This window comes from Pseudomonas sp. stari2 (genome assembly GCF_040760005.1).
Classification (GTDB): Bacteria; Pseudomonadota; Gammaproteobacteria; order Pseudomonadales; family Pseudomonadaceae; genus Aquipseudomonas.
This window is the reverse complement of the sequence record NZ_CP099760.1, coordinates 3,019,273-3,041,031: the sequence shown is the minus strand read 5'-3', so window position 1 is coordinate 3,041,031 and position 21,759 is coordinate 3,019,273. Positions and strand designations below refer to the sequence as shown.

Below are 21,759 nucleotides of genomic sequence, written 5' to 3'. Positions count from 1 at the left end.
AGCCCTTTACAACGTCAGCTGTCCCCGCTCCTCCTCGGTCAGCTGCTGTTTCGCCTGTTCATCCAGCGCCCCGGCGCCCAGCACCTGCACCGGGCTGTTGGGGTTGTAGCCCGGTGTCGGCGTGCGGCTGGCGCCATCGCGGGTCGGGGCCAGTTGTTCGTTGCCGAAGCTCAGTACCTGCACGGTGAACACCGAGGCCTGGTTCTGGCGTGATGCGGCTTGTTGCTGACGGGCAACATCTTCCGCCGCCTGAGTTGCCGACGACGCAGCGGAACTGGCCGAAGTGATCGCTCCAGTGTTGACCGCCGAGACCACCGGCACGCCGGTCGCCTTGCCCTGCACCGAGATGTTGGCGGCGTTGACCACCGTCAGCGCGGCGATGTTGACGTTGCCCGAGACGCGAATCCCCGCCTCGCCCGCATCGATGGTGCCCAGTGGTGCGATCAGGTCGATATCCCCCGGTGCCACTTCGGCAATCGGGTTGAGCGTGGCGATACCGGCGCCGGTGCTTGGCACCGATGGCGACAGTGTCACGTTGCCCCAAGTGTCGTACACGCGTTTCGGCGGGGTGTAGACCACGGTGGTTTTCGAGCCACGACCGGCGTTGATGTCGCCTTCGGCCGACCAGCCGAGGATCGAGCCACCAAACGTCGTCATGATCCGGCTCTGCCCCAGCAGAATGCTGCCCTGGGAATAGAGCTGAATATTGCCCGAACCCTGGGTGATGATCCCCGCCGTCGAGGGCGGCGCCGCGCCTTCGATGCCGAACACCTGACCACCGCCGGGTGTGAGCATCTGGATATCGCCGCCGAACAGGGTCTTGACCCCGGCGCCTCCGTAAAGAGTGATGTCGCCGTCATAACGGATCGGGTTGCCGGCCACATCGGTGGTCGGAAAAAGCGCAGCAATGGCATTACGACCGCGCAAGTAACTGCCTTTGCGTGGACCATCGACATCGTTGTATTCCAGGCCACCGGCACGCAATTCGGCGAAGTACACCTGACGGGCGAAGATCGCTTGCTCGGTACCCGGCAATGCGGCGAAGAACGCTTGCGCCTGCTCTTCGCTACCGCTGAAACCATATCCCAGGGTCAGCCAGCTTTGCAGTTCGCCGAGGTAGTTTTTCACCACTTTGCCCGGTTGTGCAGCAAGGGACAGATTCGCGTCAGCGAGATTGTCCCGGTTCAGATAGCGGGCGATGAAACGTCCGTAATCCGCACCTTGTGCACCGATGCCAGCCTGCAACACCACGCTGGCACCGGGCCGACCATCGCCCTGCACAATCGGCCCGAGGCTGGTGATGCTCGCGCGATCTTCCATAAGGATATTGCGCCCGGCATTGACGTCGAGCAGGCCGGGACCGGCAATGTCGAAGCTGCTGTAGAGGATGTCGCGCCCCGCCGAGACCCGCGAAACATCACGCGCACCGTTATGAACAAACAGATTGCCCGAAGAGGCAATGGCATCGGAGCTCCAGCCCAGATCCGACGGCGCAGCAGTCGGTTTGCCGAGGTCGGTGCCGGCCGCGACGATATCGCGCCCGGCCAGCATCCACACTGGAGCAGCCGCGACATACCAGGTGCGCAGTGAGTTGCTGAAGCGCAAGGTTTCACCACTGCGCACGCCGACCAGATCACCGGCCAATGCGTAGAAACGTGCCGGCGCCTGCACACCGCTGGTGCCCGAATACGTGTCGGCGCCGAACGCAAACAACGGATAACGCAGGTTCTGACTCGGTGCCACGCCATCAACGCTGTAATTGCTCAGGAGCGGCTTGCTGCTGCCGTATTGTGCATAACCGCTGAACGCCGGCGCGAACGGCGTGGCGATGGCGGCCCGGCTGGCACCGGACTGATCGATGGCATAGCCGCCGGCGTAAATCGAGTCGCCGGCGAGCATTTCCAGTTGGCCAGCGGCTGAAGGTGCCAGCACCAGCGAATAAGCCGGTGCAGCAGGAAACGCGCTGGAGACGGACACCGCTGACGTGCCGGCATAGATCGAACCTTGAGCGGCCACGGCGCGCAAGATCGACGGATAGACAAACCGCAGGTCGCTCGGCGAGCTGTTGCGATTCGTCAACGGCCCTGCCGTGCTGGTCTCGGCCAATTGGGTGCTTGGGGTCAGATTGCCCCCGGCTGAAAACAGATCGATAGCGGTGTGATCGGTCCACAGCGAGAAGCCCGCCAGCCCGCCACCGCCATGCACGACGCCAGCGGCATCGGTGAACGGCGTGCTGTTTTGCAGACGCACGCGCCCCGGGTCCGCCGCGCCACCGAGCACCAGATCGCCACGCGTGCTCAGACGCATGCCAGAGTCACCGGGGATCAGGACCAGACCACCGGAGGCAATGCCCAGGGTCGAGGTGAACGGGTCGAAGGCACGGGTTTCGCGCGCATCCTGCAACGCCGGTGCCGCACCGTATTGCAGATTGATTGCGCCGAGCGCCCCGCCCGACAGCTGCGCCGCGCCGCGCAGGTTGATCAAGGCGCCCTGCAAGTCATGGTTCGGTGAGGCGTTGCCACTGCGCCCGACGCTCGCTTGCAGCGACGGGTTGAGCGAGCCACCGATGCGGATGTCCATGTCGCCACCGCCGGTCAATTGCAGGCTGCCGTCGCTGCCGACCCGTCCGGTGCTGCCGACCGCGACGATCAAGCCCTGGCTGCGCGGGTTCAACCCGCTGTCGCCCAATGGCCGAAGCATGCCGCCGTCGCCGCCGGCGCGCAGGCTGACGTTGCCGCCGCCCAGCGCACCAAAACCGGTGAAGCCAACCAGATAAGGGCCACTATCGGCGCCTTGATCCGGCAGGGGTTGGGTTGCATAGCTGCCAAAGTTGATCCACCAGGCGGTCGGCACATCGCTGTTGCCGGTGCCCTGGCGCCAGAGCCAGTTGCCCACCGAGACGCTGGCAACTTGCTCGCGAAGCTTGGCCAGGGGGTTGAGGCCTCGACGCCCCACGGCGTCGCCGGACACCGAGCCGCCGGCATTGATCGTCAGGTTGCCGCCTTCCTGCGGATACCAGGCCTGATACAGGCTGTCGCTACCGCCATTGACCCATTTTTCGTAATCGGCGCCCTGGCTGCCCAGCACCGAACCGTTGTCGGTCAAGGTGCCACGGCGCAGGTTGTAGCGCGGATCGACGTCGCTCGATTGGGTGCCGGCGGTGTAGACACCGAACGCCGAATCCATGCTCAGGTTGCCAGCTGCCAACAGGTCGAGATCGCCGGTGCCGGTGCGCAACACGCTGAACATCTGCGAGTGGGTCGTGGTGCTGATCCCGCCCTTGTTCGGCGCACAGGAAAACGGGTCCGCATCACACCACCACAGATCGGCCTCGAGCACCGGGGTGCCCGCCGGCATCCCGGCAATGTTGCCCTCAACCCAGAGGAATTTGGCCGGCGCCAGGCAGGCGCCGGGGAACACGTCACACAGATACAGCTCATCATCGCTGACCACCGTGCCTTCCGGATAACCCATCGGGTTGCCGTCGACCCAGGTCGTGTCGAGTTTTTTCTCGGTCACTTTCAAGCCGTAGTGGGTATCGGCCAGGCGCAGGTTGCCGTCGCTGGTCAGCGGTTTCAGCGCACGGCTGTCAGCGGCATCCAGATCGGAGCCGGCCACCAGACGCATCGACCACGACGTACTGCCCGCCGGCAACATGCTCGCCACGGCCCAGTTACGACCCTGCTGAGTGGTGTTGGTGTAACCGCGCAGTTCAATGAAAGCCGTACCGTCAGCCAGCACCACATCCGTCATCGACGGAATCAGCGAGCCACGCAGCAGCGCCAGCGCACCGCTCAATTTGACCCCGGCAAGCACGTTATCCGCACCGAGCGTGCCCGGCAGCGGCACGCCTTTCGGCCAGCTCATGGCCTGCAGCGCGGTGGCAGTCTCCAGACGGGTACCGGCGCCCAGGCGACTGCCGATCGGCAAGGTCACGTTCTGTGTGAGCAGCGTGCCGGCGGCGTACAGCAAGTTGCCCGCCGAATCGTGTACGGCAGCGGACAACACGCTGCCGGCATTCAAGGTGTACTCACCGGCCAGCACCGCCTGGGTTGGCAACAACGTGCCGCTGGCGAAGGTGGCCGCCTGGATCGGCAAGTCGTAGTTCAAGGTCGTGCCGCTCGGGAACAGCGTCCCCTCGGCCAGCGTCACGCCACTGCCCGGCACGATCAGATCGCCACCGAACGGCTGCACGCCCGGCAGCAGTTTCCAGCCGGCGTCATCCACGGTTTCCGATGGCGGCGCGAAACCGTCGTTGATACTGCCGTAGATATCGAGGTTGCCACCGGCCCGCATCACCAGACTCGCCGACTCACCGGAGCCATACAACGCAGTTTTCTGCGTGTGCGGGTTGAGGCTCGCGTAGCGATAGCGCGACAGGTCGATATCGCCTTCTACCAGCAGATCGCCGTCGGCGGTCTTGCTGGCGATTTCCACGCCCGGGCGCAGATGGAAGGCATCGCGGTAAGTCGCGTTGTTCAACCCCGCCAGTTTGCGTTGCAGCAGGTCACTGTTGCTCAGTGCCGTGTTGATGAAGGTGTCGCTGTCGCCATGAATCCGATCGAACAGCGCCTGATCGATCACCTGATACGGCCGGCCGCTCGCTGCCGGATCAACGCCGTCGCGAGCGTCCGTGTAGCGGCGCACGGCGTTGAGGCCAATGGAACGCGCGCCTTGAATGTTCAGTGCGCCATTGGCATCGATCGCAATATCACCGGCGCCCAGACGCGGCGCGTTCAGCTCCAGGGTGCCCCGTGCCCGCCCATCGTTTTGTCCGGGCAGACTGCCCAACGCGGCATCGGTGCCGTGGCGCAGATCAATCCTCGCGCCGGAGGCCAGCGTCAGCACCCCGGCCCCGGAATCGAGCTCGACCATCGCCCGGTTCGGCGCATCGATGATCTTGCCGTAGCTGTCGACCCGCAGCACACGACCGTGAGCGTCGAGCACGGAACTACCGCCCAGGGTCAAACCGTTTTTGCCGGACAGACGAATGCTGCCGACCCGCTCGCCACTGGCGTCGATCGTGCCGGCCACACTCAGGTGACCATTGTCGAGCGAGAGATTGACCTCGCCGGCGCGCAGGCCATCGCCGATCAGCAGATCGCCCTGTTTGAACTGGAAGCTGCGGCTGCCGAACACCTGGCCGTCGTTCAGGCGCTGGTTGAGTGCGGCGAATTGTTGATTCAGATCACCACCCAGTTGCTGCGCACGAATCTCCACGCCCCCGGCCTTGTACGGCACCCAGGTGCCGCCGGCATCGTAATGACCGCTGCTGGCGCCGAGGATCCGGCCTTGCAGATCGACCACCCCGGCGCCCGCAGCGAGCGCCACTGCGCTGAGATTGCCGGCCTGATTGTTCTGCGCCGACAGGTCGATGCGCGAGCCGGCCGCCTGACGGATATTGCCGCTGTTGCTGAACAGCGATACATCGCCGCCCCAGCTGTATTTGTTGACGTCGTTGAACGGCAAGGTGCGTCCGGCCAGATCCAGCTGCGCATTGCCGGTCAGGGCCAGGTCATTCTCGGCCTTGACCACCAGTTTGCCGCTGGCCAGCGCGATCCGGCTGTCGAGGACAACATTGCGGGCATCCAGGGTCAGTTCCGCGCCCAGCGCATCGGCTGCCGCGCCGGTAGCGCTGCCGGTCAGGGTCAGGTTATTGCCCGCCTTGAACGTGTTGATCGACGCGGCTTCACCCGTCAGCAACGGCGTGCGCAGCGTGAGGCTGCCGCCGCTGTAGGCGTAACCCTTGACCGGGTCGTACGCGCCCTGCTCCTGATACACCGCAAGACTGCCCTTGTGGTTGGCGGTGATGCGCTCGCTGGCGCTGAGGTTGACGTTGGCAAAACCCAGCGCCAGACGGTCATTCTGATCCAGACCGCTGGGCTGCGGATTCGGCCCGTAGCCGAATTCGATGCGCTGCGCCTCGATCTGCAGGGTGCCGCGTCCGGTGCCCGCGCCACCGCTGACCAATGCTCCCGGCGCCTGGGTGGCACCGTTCCAGATCAGGTTGGCGGTACGCAAGGTGGCTACGTCGTCGCTGCCGCCCTGGCCGTAGATCGCCGGGGTCGTCAGAATCAGATTCTGCAGTTTGCTCTGGCCGGTTTGTGGATCCAGCGTGTCGAGTGTGGTGGTGCCAAAGAAGTTGAACGAGTCGCGAGCGGTCAGGTTCAGCGACTCCAGGGCCGGTGCCCCGAACCGGGTGTCGCCCTGCAGCAAACGGTTGAGCACGTTCTGGCTCAGGGTCAGACCGACTGGCACCCGGCCCGCCGCATCGCTCAGGGCCTGTGTATTGCCGACATTGACCGCGCCGACCGCCAGGGTCAGATGGCGGGTGCCGAAACGCACTGCCTCATCGAGTTCGAAGTGGTTGTCGGTGGCGGCGGTGATACTGCCGTTGGAATACAGGATCGCCGGGTTGCTGTACGGCGCCAGCGTGCAAGTGCCGATATGGATACTGCCGGCACCGGTACGGTCGACGGCTTTCTCTGGTGCAAGCACACTGTTCCAGCCATTGGAAACCAGCAACAGGCTGGCCTGTCCCGGCTGATAGACAAAGCCGTTGGTGGAGTCGAACGAGACCTCGCCGCGCCCCAGAGTGTTGATCCCTGCCCCCGCCTCGATGGTGATGCCGCCACCGATGTTATGGGTGCGCAGCAGCACTTCCGGCGCCGAGAGGATCGCCCCCTCACGCAAGAAGATGTCGTTGCCCGAGCCGCCGCTGGTGAAGGTCACGATATTACCGCCGGCGCCGTAGTCCACGGTCGGCGCAGCGCCGATGGCCAGACGTCCGGCATTCAGGCGATTGAGGCTGTCGGCGTAAAGTGAGACACCACGAAAACCCGGCGTCGGCTCATGGCCGGCGCCCAGCACTTCGAGAATGCCCGAAGACGGATCGCGCACAACGGCCGTGCCCGTCACGCCGCCCTCGGCGGGCTTGAACAGCACCTGCCCGTTGAAATCCAGGGCAATGGCATGTTCTTCACCATGCTGCAGGTTCAGCTCGAGGGTTTTGCCATCCATCGGTGCCAGTGCGCGTGGTACTCCCCGCCGCACCGCGTCGCTGGTGATGAACTGGCTGTAGCTGGTTTCGTTGTATTGCGAATAGCGGCGCAGTACATCGGCTGACGTCAGTGTCAGCGTGCTCGGCAGACTGTCACGCACACCGGTATTGGCAATCGACATCCGGCCGCTGCTGGTCCATGAACCATTGCGCATTTGCAGCGCGCCACCCATGGCCGCCGGCGCCGCCTGGCCGTTGACCTCGACCCGGAACGCCCCGGGCAGCAAGGCAAACGTCGAAGGCAGCAAGGTATAGGTGCCGGCTGGCAAACCCGGCACGCCCGCACCGATCGTGACCTGTTGACCGATGCGCGGATCGACCGCGCCAGCCTCGGCGACCAACGGGGCATAGACACTCTGATTGCCCGGCAAGATTGCGTAGACCGGATTGCTCGCCAGGCCCGGCAGGCTGAACGTGCCGTCAGCGGCATTGCGCACCAGCGGGTTGTAGCGGGCATCGGTGGAGCCGCCACGCCCGGAGACGAAACCGGCGCCGCGCAGATCGCCCCCGCCCGACAGGTCAATCACCGCGCCTTGCGCGACATCCAGATACTGCGACTGCACGGCCACCCCGGTCGTGGCGCCGACGATGCCCCTCAACAGCACCGGACTGCCGTTATAGCGGTAGTCGATGCCGTCAGTCGTGCCGCCGTAAGGCATGACCAGTCCGGCGGCGCTGACTGACGTGAGACTGCCGGGCAACAACGCAACCTCGCGGGTCTGCACCGACTTGCTGCTCTCACCCAGAGTGATCAGGCCGAGCGGTGCCCGCACCACCCCGCCTTGCTCAATGTGGCTGGCGGCGAGGATCAACTCGCCGAACACCGAGTAAGGCAATGCCGTCGGCGTGCCGCCCTGAGCGAAAATGCGCAAAGTGCCGTCGCCAGGATCGGTCTGCTGCTGGAAGCCGGCGCGCACCCGGGCGTGGATCCCGCTCACTGGATAAATCTGCGCGGCGCCAAGATTCAAGTCACCCGCCGTCCACAGGTCGGCATAGGTTTGCGTGGTAGAGCCGATAAACCGCAGGTCGCCCTGACTGGCCAGTGTGACGTCGGCGAAGCTGCGGCGACCGACCTCAAGGGCCGGCGCATTGAGTTGCAGGATATTGCCCTTGGTGCCGAACGACAGGCTGTTACCGATATCCAGCAGGTTGGCGCTGGCGGTGAACTGCGCCGCCGAGATATCGGGCGTCGGCGCGTGCATGACCCGAGGCCGGATAAAGGCGCTGGAGTCGTAATACGCGCCCGGCCCCAGCAACCGCAGGTAAGGCGCAGACAGATTGATCCGTGCATTACCGCTCGAACCTTCGGCCAGGGAAATCGCGCCGGCATACAGGCTCAGGCTCTGATTCAAATGCAGGTTGACGTCGCCATCGAACGAAACCAGGCCATTGCTCAGCAGCCCCAGATGATCGAAGCCGCCGGCCATCAAGGCATCGGCGCTCAGCCGGGCACTGCCGTAAGTCAGCATGGGCGCGGCTTCGCCTGGCTCAAGGTCGGCCGCCAGGGTGGTCTTGCCGACACCCTGGCCGATGATGATTTCCCGGGGTCGACGGACCTCGTTGCTGGCGGTGTTGAGGCGGTACAGCGGCGTTTCCAGGGCGATGTCCAGCCGCCCGCCGCCAGCGCCGGCACCACCGGCTGCGGCACGCAGGTCGCCGTCGATGAACAGGCCGTTGTAGGAACTCAGGGAAATACGCCCGCCGTCGGTGGCAACCGTGGTCGGGCCCTGCCCGGCAATGTCCAGCACCGCCTGGGTGCCCGAAGCGTCAAGCCGCGCGCCCTGGCGCACGATCACATAAGCGTCGGCCGAAGTTGCCGTGGCTTTCTTCGAATCGATTTCACCGCCAATGATGATGCTGCCGCCCTTGCCGACTTGGCCATACACCCTTCCCAAGGCATCGACCGCCGTGGCGGCGCGCCCCGCCACATCGAGCACCGCGTGTTCACCGATCCAGATTGACCGGTTGTGCGCCTGCGTCGGCGCTTCCTGCTGGCTCTGAGCCGGGTCAATGCTGCCGAACTGCTGCTGGCGGATATCAATCGTGCCGCCCCAGGCCTGCAGCGCACCGTCGACGGTGATCTGCCCCGCCCCGCGCAGGTTGATGCGTTGCCCAGGATCGACGCTCAGGCGTGAACCCGTGCCGAGGGTCAGTGTGGCGTTGCGCGGGTCGATCAGCCCCACGAGGCTCGGACCGGCCTGCAGCGACAGGCTGGCGCCAGCACGTTGGGTCAACAGCGCTTTGGTCGGGCTCTCTTGGAATAACGTCGGTGTCCATAACTCCAGCGCCGTGCGCGGATCGCCGCCACTGACCTGGTTCGCGGCATCGTCGGTAAAACGGTAGACCGGCGTGGTCACATTAATCTGCGTTTCACGGGCCACTTCGAGGCCGTTCAAGCCAATCACGCTGTAGGCCGAAAAACCTTTGCTGAAAAGGCTCGGCGCCAGTTGCAGCGTCGATTTCGCCCGCGCTTCGTCAGCCGCGCCAATCATCACCTTGTTGGCTTGCACCAACAACGTACCGCCGCCCGTCACGCCGTAACCGCGCAGCTCGCCATCCAAGGTGAGTTGCGAAGTGCCGGCGGCACTGTTGGCTGCCGATTCCAGCGTGACATTGCCACCCTTGGCGCCACGGGTCTTGCCGTTGGCCAGTATCGCCGCGCCGGAAGATACATCGAGCAGGCTGTCGCTCTGGATATTGATATCGCCGCTGCTGCGGATCGAAATCGACCCTCCGTCCAGCCAGGCCAGACTGGCCGCGTCGTCGGGGTTGGTGCGTTGATTGGTCCACAGCCCGCGAGTATCGAGTTGCACGCCCTGGGCCACAGTGACCCGTTCCGGATTGCCAGCGACCGGGGTGATTCGGGTGTCGGTGACGCTGCTGGTCTGCAACTGATTGAGCACGTTGCCCAGACGGATACTGCCGCCACGGGCACTCAGGTCGGCATTGACCTGGACATCCGGCCCGTACAGGGTGATCTCGCCACCGGCATCGACCTGCAACGCGGCATCCAGGGTAATGCGATCCTTGGCCGCGACCTTCAACGCCCCGAGCCTGAAGCCGTTGAGCTGCCCGGCGTCGAGGAACAGTTTTCCCTTGCGCGCGTCGGAGACTGCCGTCAGCAGATCCCGGTCAGCGCCCGCGAGCATCGGTTCGCCACCGATCTGCACCTGATCGAGCAAAGGATTCAGCCCGTACAGCAAGCCGCCGGCTGCCGCCACATAGGCGGGGTCATAGCTGCCGACGATCAGTTGTGCCCGACGCGCCAGCGCGGTCTGGCTCTGTACATAACCATCCAGCGGCGCGCGCGGCGCCTGGGGCTGACGCTCCCCCTGATACACCTCGCCGAGCAACTGCCCGTCGAGCACGGCATTGGTCGTGCCGATCACCAGTTGCCCGGCATCGCGACCCACGGTATAGCCGGACTCCTGGCGCGATCGCGGGGCAATCAACGAGCTGTAGTAATAGCGGGTCTGGCCCCAGCGTTCGCTGCTGTCCTCATAACCTTTGTACAGTCCGCTGTAGAGCATGTCCCCCGGTGCCCGCGAGACTTCGTACAGGCGCCCGTCGGCGCCACGCAGCCAGCTCTGGCGGATCTCGCCGCTCTGCACATCGAGCGTGCCGCCAGACAGATTGATCAACGAGCCTTTCTCGGTGACCACATCGTTGCCGGCAAAACTCACCGCGCCCCCCTGGGCCATCCATTCGCCGATGCTGTGGCCCTGAGTGCCAAGATAGCCACCGACCTCAAGCAAGCCACCGGCGGTGTACCAGCGATCCGTCGCATAGCCGTTGGTGCCCGCCGGCACATACACCAGCTCACGCACATCGACCCACACGTCATTGCTGTTGAGCGCGCCTTTTTCGCGGTTGACCGACGCGTCGCGCTGCTCATTGCCCTGGACGTTGATTTTGATGTTGTTGGCTTCCATCGCGACTTTCACGCCGATGGCCCCGGACACATCGATCAGCGCCCCGTCGCGCACCAGACTGCGCCGCCCTGCCGCCACGGCCACCTGGCCGCCGGTGGCGAGGGTGATCGAGCCATTCTGGAACTCGACACTGCCGCCGCTCTGAATCTCGATGCGCGACTGGTCGCTGCGCACCTTGTTGTTGGGGCTGACGCCGGTCAGCGCGGCTTTTTGCTGGCTGTCGAGTGCGGTCAGATCACTGCTGTCGAGCATGATCGCCGTGGCACTGCCCTGTCCCAGCGTGACACTGCCGCTGGTATCGGTCGCCGGGTTGAGCAGGTGAATGGTGCCACGCGTGGCCACCGAAGTACTGGCCAGCAGCACGCCGTTCTGCACGACTTCGTGGCCGGTCAGGGTGATGTCGCCGGTGGCGGCCTGGATCAAGCCGTTGTTGCTGACCTTGCCGGCACTGCTGCCGTTGTTGAAGCCGGGAATCACTTCGCTGCCGAAGGTCGTGGAAAAGCCGTTGCCCTCGGTGCCCGAGCCTTTGCGGATGTAGAAGCGGTCACCGGCACCGAGCACGGTCTGGCCCTTGGCGGTGCTGATGCTGCCGTCGTTCTGCACTTCGCTGCCGAGCAACAGTGCGTAGCCGCCGGCATCGGTGGACGTCGCGGGGCCGGCGGTCTGGATCGATGCGCCGCGCTCGACCAGTACCTTGCCGGCAGCGTCGGTGAAGGTCGGCTGGCTGCCACTGCTGTCGAAATACAGGCCCCGGTCACGGAACTGAATGTCGGTGATGTTCGCCGCGGCGGCCACCAGGTTGCGCACGTTGACCTGGCTGCTGCCGCTGAACACGATGCCGTTGCGGTTGATCAGCATCACCGTGCCGGCGCCCTTGATCTGACCCTGGATCTGGCTCGGGCGAGCGGCCGGATCGTTGACCCGGTTGAGCACTGCCCAATTGGCCTGCTGGGCGAATTCCACAGTGGTGTTGCGCCCGACGTTGAAGGTTTCCCAATTGAGAATCGCCTTGTCGGCGGTCTGCTCGATGCGCACGTTGGTCTTGCCGTCGGCCTGGGTCTGCTGCGGGCCTTTGGCGTTCTGCCAGCCTTGCGCGAGGCTGTTATCGACCTGCAGACCGCCGGCGCCCAGACCGTCCGGCACCACCTGCACCGAACCCAGCGCCGCTGCGCGCCCGGCCGCCTGCGCAGCCTGTTGCGCAGCAATCGCCGCAACCGTGTTGTTCAAGGTCTGTATCGAACGCTGTAGCTGTTGATTGGCCCGTTGCTGCTGCGCCAGTGGCGGGGTCATGCCCGGCAAACCACCGCTGCTCGGGCGGGCTGCCGCCGCTTGCTGCGCAGCGCCCTTGGCGGCGAACCAGTTCGAACTGAACGCCGTCTGCGCCTGCGCACCGCCCGCCACCAGACACAACGCCACGGCCTGGGCCAATGGCTTGAGCAGCCACAGCGCCGGGTCTATGGCATCACGTTTTAACGACTGAACGCGGGTACGGCGACGGGATGGGCGAGCAAGCATCACTACGAGTCCTTTTGATTGCCGCAGGTCGGCGACAACCTGCTGTTACGACATAGGCGGTTGGCGAGGGACGCGACCGAACCGATGTCACACAAACTTCATGAATGAGGTGTAACTGCCCGCCCCGGCCATCCGTGACGAGCAAAAAAAATGGCAGCCCGAAGGGCTGCCATTCGTGTTGCGGATTAACGCGAAGCTTACAAAGGACGACCGATAGCGTTGCACACGCTGGCGTTGTTGATGTCCAGGTTGTTGCCGCTGGTGTTGGTGATGAAGTTGGCGGTGACGGCGTTTTTCCAGTTGGTCGGAACAACGCTGAAGCCGTGGTTGATGGTCGCTGCAGCGTTGCCCGGCACGCTGTAGTGAGTGGTCAGGAAGGATTTGATGTCAGCGGCCACGGTTGCATCCTTGTAGCACTGGCCGAAGATCAGGTTGGTGTAGGCAGCGATCGGGTAACCGCTGGATGGGTTGGCGACAACCGGTGCCCACTGGGCAGGGTTCGACGGAGTGGTTGGCAGTGCAACCGAAGACAGCGCGGTAGTCACGTTGGCCGGGGTCGGCTGCACGCCGTTGACGCGGGACACCACGGCGTTGCTGCTGGCGTTCACGCCGTCCGGACCGACATAACCGATGGAACCGTCAACCGCGTTCACCGCAACAGCGACGTCAGCAGTGTTGGCAACACCGACGAAGCTCGATGGCAATGTGGTGCCGGCTGGCAGCAGCGAGTTGGCGAAGGTCGAGTTGACCGAGAACTTGGTCGAGCAGACGTTGTTCAGGTGACGGGTGAGGATTTCCGAGGTGCCGCTGGAAGTGGTGCGATAAACCACACGAACCGGGGTGGCATCGGAGTTGCCCAGCAGTTGACCCCAGGTCTTGGCAGTGCCGGAGAACACGTCGCACAGCTGAGCGCTGGTCAGGTTCAGAGCGGTCTGACCGGATTTTTTGTACGGAATGGCAACCGAAGTGGCCACCGAAGGCAGTTGGATCAGCGGGCCGTACGAAGCGCCGAAGTTGGTGTTGTAGGTGCTGATTTCCGAAGCGCTGAGGATCGAGTCGCTACCGGCGAAGTGGACCGAACCGGTGGTATTGAACAGTGCCGAGTTGTTGGTCAGGAAAGCGGTCTTGCCGGTGCCGCTACCGGTACCCAGGTAGCTGAAGTTGGCTGGCAGGATGCTGTTGCTAGAGCCTTTGTACAGAGCGGCAGGCAGAGTCGCGCCACCACCGGTTACGTTGGCAGCCATGGCCTGGGCGGAAGCCAGGGCAGCGACGGTCAGGGAAGCTGCGATCAGAGTGCGCTTGAACATGAAGAATCTCCTTTTCAACTAGGTTGGGAACACAGGTTTTCGGAAGGCTTGCATGACACTGGGAGGACTCACCGCTGACCTTCGCAAGCGGGGTCCGTGGTTAAGTCGCACTGAGAAATTCGCAGTTTCCGGTGACAGATAAAGGAAAAAACCTCGGGAGGTGCGAGGTGATTTTCGAGGTAATTCTCGGGTGTTCCGGGGGGGTGTACGGAGTGTCTAAGGCAAGCTTTTCGAGGGAATCGGCCACAGCCCTTGAAGGGCCGTTGCAGATGACAGAAAGGAGAACCCGAGGATGCTGGTTTTCGCGCTCGGGTGAGATCCGGGCGCCGGCAAAAAAGTTGAAAAAACTACTGCACGAGTTGGTTGATCTCGATGATCGGCAGCAACACCGCCATCACGATCACCAGCACCACCCCGCCCATCACTACGATCATCAGCGGCTCAAGCAACGCAGTCATGCCCATGGCCCGGCGTTCGATATCGCGGGACAGGGTTTGCGCCGCACGCTCCAGCATCGGCGGCAGCGCACCGGTTTTCTCGCCGCTGGCGATCAGGTGAATCAGCACCGGCGGAAACACGTTCTCTACTTTCAGCGCAGCCGCCAGATTGACGCCCTCTCGCACCTTGGCGGTGGCCTCATTGACGCTCAGGCTCAAGCGATCATTGGACAAGGTCTGCCGCGCCGCTTCCAATGCTCTTAACAAAGGCACCCCGGCGCCGCCGAGAATTGCCAGGGTCGAGGCGAACCGTGCGGTGTTCAGCCCCAGCACAAACCGCCCGATCAGAGGCAACTTCAGCACCCGATGATGCCAACTCAAGCGCGCCGCCGGGTTGCGCAAATACAGGCGCCAGCTCCAGAACGCGCCGGCCATGATCCCGGCGCACAACCAGCCCCAGGCACGGATGAAGTCACTGGCATTGAGCATCGCCAAAGTCAGCCCCGGCAGATCCTGCCGCGCCTGGGAAAACGCGCTGACCACCTGCGGCACCACGTAGCTCAACAGGAAAATCACAATGCCGATCGACACCAGCCCGACCACGCCCGGATAGATGAACGCGGTGAGAATCTTGCCGCGCAGGTTGTTGCGTTCTTCGATGTAATCCGCAAGCCGCTCCATCACCTGCGCCAGATCGCCTGACTCCTCACCCGCCGCAATCAGCGCCCGGTAAATCTCCGGAAAATCCCGTGGCCGCGCCGCCAGTGCTTCGGCCAGGCGCATGCCGCTGCGCACGTCCGCGCGTACGGCGCTGAGGGTGTGAGCGATGTGTTTTTTCTCGGCTTGTTCGACCGTGGCACTCAGCGCCGCTTCCAGTGGCAGACTGGCACCGAGCAAGCTCGATAGCTGTCGCGTGGCCCAGGCCAGATCGTTGTCCGACAGCTTGGCGCTGAACAAGCCACCGCCGCCATGCTGGGAGACATTGCTTTCCTTCTCCACCGACAACGCCGTCAAGCCACGACCGCGCAACACGCCAAACGCGGCGCCCTGACTCTCCGCTTCAAGATGCCCGGATTCGATCTTGCCGCTGGCATCGGCGGCTTCAAAACGATAGCGATTCATCAGGCGTCCCGTGTCACGCGAAGGATTTCTTCCGGCGCTGTGACACCGCTGCGAATCCAGCGTTCGCCGTCCTCGCGCAGGCTGAACATCCCGGCCTTGCTCGCCGCCGCGCGCAACGCCTGCTCCCCTGCCCCTTGGTGAATCAGGGTGCGGATGTCGTCATCGATGCAGAACAATTCATGAATTCCGGTGCGACCGCTGTAACCGGTGTGATTGCACGCCGCACAACCGACCGGACGCCAGGTGCCGGGCGTCGCCGGGTCTTCCTGTTTGCACTGATTGCACAAGCGCCGCACCAAACGCTGGGCCAAAACACCGAGCATCGATGAGGCCAGCAGAAACGGCTCGACACCCATGTCGATCAAACGGTTGACCGCCGACACCGCGTCGTTGGTGTGCAACGTCGCCAGCACCAGGTGACCAGTCAGCGAAGCCTGCACTGCGATCTGCGCGGTTTCCAAATCGCGGATCTCGCCGATCATGATGATGTCCGGGTCTTGCCGCAGAATCGCCCGCAGCGCGAGGGCGAAGGTCATGTCGATCTTGGCGTTGACCTGAATCTGGCTGATGCCCGGCAGGTCGTACTCCACCGGGTCTTCCACGGTGAGGATGTTGCTGGTGCTCGCATCGAGCCGCGCCAGCGCCGCATACAAACTCGTCGTCTTGCCGCTACCAGTCGGGCCGGTGACCAGCACAATGCCGTGGGGCTGGCGGATCAGGTGATCGAGTTTCGCCAGCACCTGCGCGTCCATGCCCAGGGTTTCCAGATGCAGGCGCCCGGCTTGTTTGTCGAGCAGACGCATCACCACCCGCTCGCCATGACCGGTGGGCACGGTGGAAACACGAATGTCGATGGGCCGCCCCGCGACGCGCAACGCAATGCGGCCATCCTGCGGCAAGCGTTTTTCGGCGATATCGAGCTGCGCCATGATCTTGATCCGCGACACCAGCGCACCGTGCAACGCTTTGCGCGGCGAGACCACGTCGCGCAAGGTGCCGTCGACCCGGTAGCGCACCACCGAATGGGTTTCGAACGGTTCGATGTGAATGTCGCTGGCCTCGTCCCGCGCCGCCTGGGTGAGCAAGGCGTTGATCATGCGGATCACCGGCGCGCCGTCCTGAGTGTCGAGCAGGTCGGTGATTTCCGGCATGTCCTGCATCAGGCGGTCGAGGTCGACTTCGTTCTCCGCCGCACCGACCACCGCCGCCGCGCTCCCGGTATCGGCGTAAGCAGCAGCGAGCAAGCCGTCGAGTTCGTCATCGCGCACCCGCTCAAGCCTGGCCGCACCGAACTGCCGGCGCACCTCGCTGATCGACCAGCCCGGCGTCGACGGGCACACCGTCAGCACGCCGTCGCGCAGCAGGATCCGCTGCGCCTTGGCCCAGGCGTAAGGCAATGCGCTCATTGCAGCGGCACCGCTTTGATGGTCGCGCGCGGGCCGGACACCGGTGCCGGCACGCCCTGCGCAGCGGTCGGCAACTGCGGCGCCTGCATGTCCGGCATCGCCCAGCTGCGTTCCGGTTGCAGACCGCCCTGAGCGCGGCGCATGAAGTCGTAGCGGTTGAGGGTGATGCTGCGCCCCGCCGCGCTGTCGCGAATGATGTACGGGCGTAGGAACACCATCAGGTTGGTCTTGGTGATCGAGCGGCGCTCATTGCGAAACAGCGCGCCGATCCCGGGAATGCTGCCCAGCCATGGCACCGCGTCGTTGCTCTGACTGTAGCCATCCTGCAGCAGACCGCCGAGCACCATGATCTGCCCGTCGTCGAGCAGGATGCTGGTGTCGATCGCACGTTTGCTGGTGACGATCCCCGCCGACGTCGAAGCCGCCGAAGCGCGCTCGTCGATGCTGCTGACTTCCTGATAGATGTCGAGCTTCACCGTGCCGCCCTCGGATATCTGCGGCCGCACGTTGAGCTTCAAGCCGACCTCTTCGCGGGTCACGGTCTGGAACGGGTTGTTGCTGGTGCCCCCGCCGCCGGTGACATAACTGCCACTGACAAACGGGATGGTCTGGCCGACAAAAATGCTCGCCGCTTCGTTGTCCAGAGTCAGCAGGTTCGGCGTCGACAGCACGTTGGTGCCACCCTTGCTCTTCAGCGCCCGGGCCAGCACTTTCAGGTCGAGAATCTTGCCGATGCCGGGGATGTCGACGGTGCCGTTGACGTAACCGAGGTTCAGGCCTTTGGGCAGCACGTCGACACTGGTCTTGCCGTTGACGTTGATCCCCGAACCGCCAAGGTTGGCGCCGCCGATCACGCCGTTGCCGGCCAGATTGCCGGTCTGCCATTGCACGCCGAATTCGCTGGCATCGTCCTCGCCGACTTCGACGATCAGGCTTTCGATCACCACTTGCGCGCGGCGCTGGTCGAGCAAATCGATGACTTCACGCAGGTTGCGGTACAGCGGTTCCGGCGCGGAAATCAGCAAGGTGTTGGTGGTCGCGTCCGCCTGAATGGTCACGCCGCCGGCGCTGAAGGCGACGTTCTGTTCGCTGCTTGGCGCATTGCCGCTACCGCTGGTGGCGCTGCTGCCCTGGGCGTAACTGCCGCCGGTGCTGCCGTTGTTGGTGGTCGAAGTGGAGCCGTTGGTTTGCGTGCTGCTCTGGCTGTTCTGCCCACCATTCGAGTTGGTGGAACTGCCCATCGCACTGAGCACCGAACGCGCACTGTCGCTGGTGCCGCTGTCGCTCTCGCCGGTCAACAAACCGCGCAGGGCCTGGGCCAGTTTGCCGGCCTGAGCGTTGCGCAGATACACCACGTGCAAGTTGCTCGGGTTGCTCTGGGCGTTGTCGAGTTTGTAGATCAGGTTGCGCGCCAGCTCCGTGCGCTCGGGGCTGCCGGCGCGGATGATGATGGTGTTGGAGCGCGGGTCGCCGATCACCGCGATCTTCTGGGTTGGATCGTTGCCCGGTGCGTCGAGCAGGTCGGCGACCATCGGCGCGATATCGGCAGCGATGCCGTTCTGGATCTGCACCACGTCGGTGTCGATGGCGCTCGGCGTGTCGATGCCTTGAATCAGTTGCGCGACCCGCGTGAGGTTCTCGGCGTAGTCAGTGACGACGATGGTGTTGTTGCCCGGATAGGCGTTGATCGGGTTGTTCGGTGACACGATCGGGCGCAGCACCGGGATCAGGTTCACCGCGTTCTCGTATTGCAGGCGGAACGTGCGGGTGAGCATGCCGTTGCCGGCCGGTTTGTCAGCGCTGTAGATCGGTCCGCCGAGCAGTTTGGCGTCAGCCTCCGGCACCACCTGCGCCACGCCGCCCACGTCCACCACGCTGAAGCCCTGCATGCGCAGTGCCGCCAGCAACATGTCATAAGCCTGATGCGCCGGCACCTGGCCTTCAGACACCAGCGTCAGGTTGCCCTTGACCCGAGGATCCACCAGAAACTGCTGGCCGGTGGAGCGCGACAACGCCCGCACCACCGCTTGAATATCCGCATCGACAAAATTCAGCGTCACCGGTTGATCGCCCAACGGATTGGCCGGCAACGTCGTGCCCCGCGCCGAACCGCCACTGCGGGCGCGCTCGGTGATGTTGTGCAATTGCTTCGGCGCCGGTCTTGCCTGAGCCTGCGCGCGCTCGCGGTCGAGCACCGCGTCGCCACTGCGCTGGGTGTTGGCCAGCGGCCGGCCGAGTTCGCTGTCCACCAGCAGCGGCGGTTGATTCGATGGTGTGGTGTTACTGCACGCGCTCAATGCCATCAACAGCATCGGCAACGCCATGCGTTTGGACCCTGACCCCTTCATGAAGCTTCCTTAGCGCCCAGCGCCTGATCCATGCGTACGGTGCCCGACAGAGTGCCGGCCGTGTCATCGGTCGCGGCGTCGTCTGCGCGTTGCAGACGGGCCTCGACCACTTGCAGTGAAAAATTCCGGGGTTGGCTCAGCAGCCAGTCGAGCACGGCGTCGGCGGGTGCCGCGTCGAAGGTCAACTGCCAGCCGGCGGACGCGGCCGCCAATTGGTAATGGCCGCCCAGTCCGCTGGCCTGCAAGGTCTGCTGCAGCGACTGCTCGAGGTTCTGCCCGTCCGGGCGCACGCTGACGTCGCGCAACAACACTTCCAGCGCTTCGGCCTGGGCGCGCAGTTTCGGGGTTTCGACTTGCGACGCGGCGATCTTCTTCAGTGGCGGCTGAATCAACGCCACCCACACAAACAGCCCCAACAGCAGCGCCGCCATGCCGACGACCATGCGTTTTTCCCGCACGGCCAACGGCTGCCAGCGGGCCTGCAACTGAGCATTGAAGCGCTGCCAACCGGCGCGGTATTTCGCAAGCGAGGGGCTATTCATCTTCGGCTCCGCTGCTGTCGTCGTTGTCGGTGGCGGCGGTCGCCTCGCCGGCCGGGCGCAAGACCCAACCGTCGTCATTCGGGCTGATGCTGATGCCGGCCTGGGCCAGCGTGTCTTGCCATTCCTTGTCATTGCCCGAACGCCGCGCCTCGGGCAGCAGACTCAATTGCAACGCGCCGTCGACAAACTCCAACCGCTGCACCGTGCCGGCCATGGACGGCATACCGCTGCCGGCCTGCAACACCAGCCGCGTGAAGTCCTGACCCGGCGCATCCGTCGCACCTTGCTGGCGAGCGGCGATTTGCTGACGGGCCTGTTGCAGCGGATTGAGGATCACCGGCAACTCGGGGAACGCCTGCTTCACCCGCTGTGCCATCTGCGCCTTGAGCTGCTGGCCCTGCCCGGCCTCGCGAGCGGCGTACAGGTTCAAACCGATCACCCAAACCGCCAGTGCCAGCGCACAGCAGCCAAGCGCCCTGCCCCAACCGCGATGTTCGGTGCCCGGTTGCTGGAGGCCGCCGTGCAGGCCCCAGTTCGGCAACGGGCCGGCGTTTCGCTGCGTGTCGGGCAATGTCGACTGCACCGCTTCCGGCGCGCCGTCACCGATCCAGTGCGCCGGCAGACCGGTTTCCAGCAGCCACGCTTCGTCGATCATCGGCTGCACCTGCGCCGCATTCGGGCCGTGGCGCAGCAACAGATGATCGTCGTGCAGGCAGCCAACGCCGCCGGCCATCACCGGCAAGCTGTAGGCCGCCGGGTACAGGCCTTTGAGGTTCAGGCCGAATTGCCCGAGGTGCTGCAAATCCTTGCGTGCGACCCAGGCAATCTGCACCTGGCCGCTTTCATTGCGAGTGCTGTGGGCGATGTGCATCTCGGCGCTGTCGCCGAGCATCAAGGCCTGTGCCGCACATTGCACCGCCGCAGCAGTTTTATTCGCGGGCAGCGGCGGCAAATCGATGCTCGCCAACAGGCTGTCCGACGGGTGCAGAAAGCACACCAGCGGTTGCTTCGGCAGCGTGTCGAGCCGCACGCGTTCCTGGCGAGTGACCTGCCCCTGACGATCCAGCCACGCACAATCCACTTCACTGTCGAGACCCAGCTCCGCCAGCGGCGGCAAATTCACGCGCAACTGGCTCATACGCCCACCCGCGACCAGATCACTTGCGGCAAACGATCCTGGCTGCGATGCAACAACGCATCGAGGCTCACCCGCCGCTGATCCCGCCGCGCCTGCCCGCGCAGCCGAAACCAATCGCTGGTGATGCCGACCTTGACGCTGGTGATCTCCAGTTGCGGCAGGCGCAGGCGATTGACGAAATCCCCGCGATTGATAAACCAGCGCCCGGCGTCGCGCTCATTGATTAACGCCTGCGCCCGCTCCAGCGAAAGCCCCGGCACATAAGCCGCCAGCACCGGCGCCGTGGCGGTGTTGCCGTTGAGCCAGGTGGTCGCCGGAATCACCGTCAGGTACGGCGCCAGTTTCGCCAAAACCGCATCGTTGACCCCGTCGACACTGCGCAAATCATCAAGCGTGCGCAGCATCGGCAAGGTCGGCGACTGCGGTTTGCGCGACGCGGACGGCGACGTGGCGCGCCCGCTGTCGAAGGTGTTTTTCGCCACAGGCTTGTCCACCACTTGGGCATTCAACAAGTGCGGATAAGAGCCGATCACCCGCTGACTGATGCGCCGACTCAAGCCGCTGCTGACACCAATCAACTCGCACAAGCGCTCGAACGCCTGCACCTGCGCGTCATCGATCCGCTCGTTGGCCACCAGATTGCGCAGGTTGAACTTGCCCTGCTCGTCCTCCAGCCGCCCCTCGAAACCTTGGGTGTTCAAGCGCTGCGCCCAGGGTTGATCGAGCCGGGTCAGCGGATCGCGCTGCCGCGCGTCCCACAACAATTGCCGGCTGATCTCCAACCCGCCGTGCAACAGCCAACGGCCCTGCACGCGCAGTTGTTCGGCTTCCAGCGCCCGGGTCGAAACGCTCTGGCGGGTCAGCATGCCGGCGGCGATCACCGCGACCACCGCCGCAATCAGCAGCGCACTGATGATCGCCATCCCCTGCTGGTTCGATTGGCTGTTCATGA

8 protein-coding genes are annotated in these 21,759 nt (G+C 64.4%); all 8 read right to left on the bottom strand.

Features of this window, described 5'->3' with window-relative positions; all coding sequences use genetic code 11:
- Nucleotides 1–6 precede the first annotated feature (6 nt).
- The 8 genes from NH234_RS13720 to gspK all read right to left on the bottom strand — a co-directional run bounded on the left by NH234_RS13720 (nt 7) and on the right by gspK (nt 21,757).
- Nucleotides 7–12,507, bottom strand: a complete 12,501-nt coding sequence (locus NH234_RS13720) for a filamentous haemagglutinin family protein (protein WP_367257016.1) — start codon at nt 12,505–12,507, stop codon at nt 7–9.
- A 197-nt stretch (nt 12,508–12,704) separates the two neighbouring features.
- On the bottom strand, nt 12,705–13,814 hold the full coding sequence (locus NH234_RS13715; protein WP_085683943.1) for a substrate-binding domain-containing protein: 1,110 nt from the start codon (nt 13,812–13,814) through the stop codon (nt 12,705–12,707).
- A gap of 347 nt (nt 13,815–14,161) precedes the next feature.
- Entirely contained in the window at nt 14,162–15,373 is a 1,212-nt protein-coding gene (gspF, locus tag NH234_RS13710) for a type II secretion system inner membrane protein GspF (RefSeq protein ID WP_085646838.1), read from the bottom strand.
- Nucleotides 15,373–16,779 (bottom strand): type II secretion system ATPase GspE, encoded by a 1,407-nt coding sequence (gene gspE / locus NH234_RS13705; RefSeq protein ID WP_367257013.1) that lies wholly within the window; start codon nt 16,777–16,779, stop codon nt 15,373–15,375. Before gspE ends, gspF begins: the two co-directional genes overlap by 1 nt.
- On the bottom strand, nt 16,776–19,127 hold the full coding sequence (gene gspD, locus NH234_RS13700; RefSeq protein ID WP_367257011.1) for a type II secretion system secretin GspD: 2,352 nt from the start codon (nt 19,125–19,127) through the stop codon (nt 16,776–16,778). Before gspD ends, gspE begins: the two co-directional genes overlap by 4 nt.
- Nucleotides 19,124–19,669 carry a type II secretion system protein GspM gene (gspM, locus tag NH234_RS13695; RefSeq protein WP_367257009.1) on the bottom strand — a complete coding sequence of 182 codons (546 nt, stop codon included), beginning with the start codon at nt 19,667–19,669 and terminating at the stop codon, nt 19,124–19,126. The genes gspD and gspM overlap by 4 nt, the downstream gene beginning before the upstream one ends.
- Entirely contained in the window at nt 19,662–20,807 is a 1,146-nt protein-coding gene (gene gspL / locus NH234_RS13690; protein ID WP_367257008.1) for a type II secretion system protein GspL, read from the bottom strand. Before gspL ends, gspM begins: the two co-directional genes overlap by 8 nt.
- Nucleotides 20,804–21,757: a type II secretion system minor pseudopilin GspK gene (gene gspK, locus NH234_RS13685; protein ID WP_305832720.1), complete on the bottom strand. Its 954-nt coding sequence runs from the start codon at nt 21,755–21,757 to the stop codon at nt 20,804–20,806. The genes gspL and gspK overlap by 4 nt, the downstream gene beginning before the upstream one ends.
- Between the last annotated feature and the right edge of the window lie 2 nt (nt 21,758–21,759).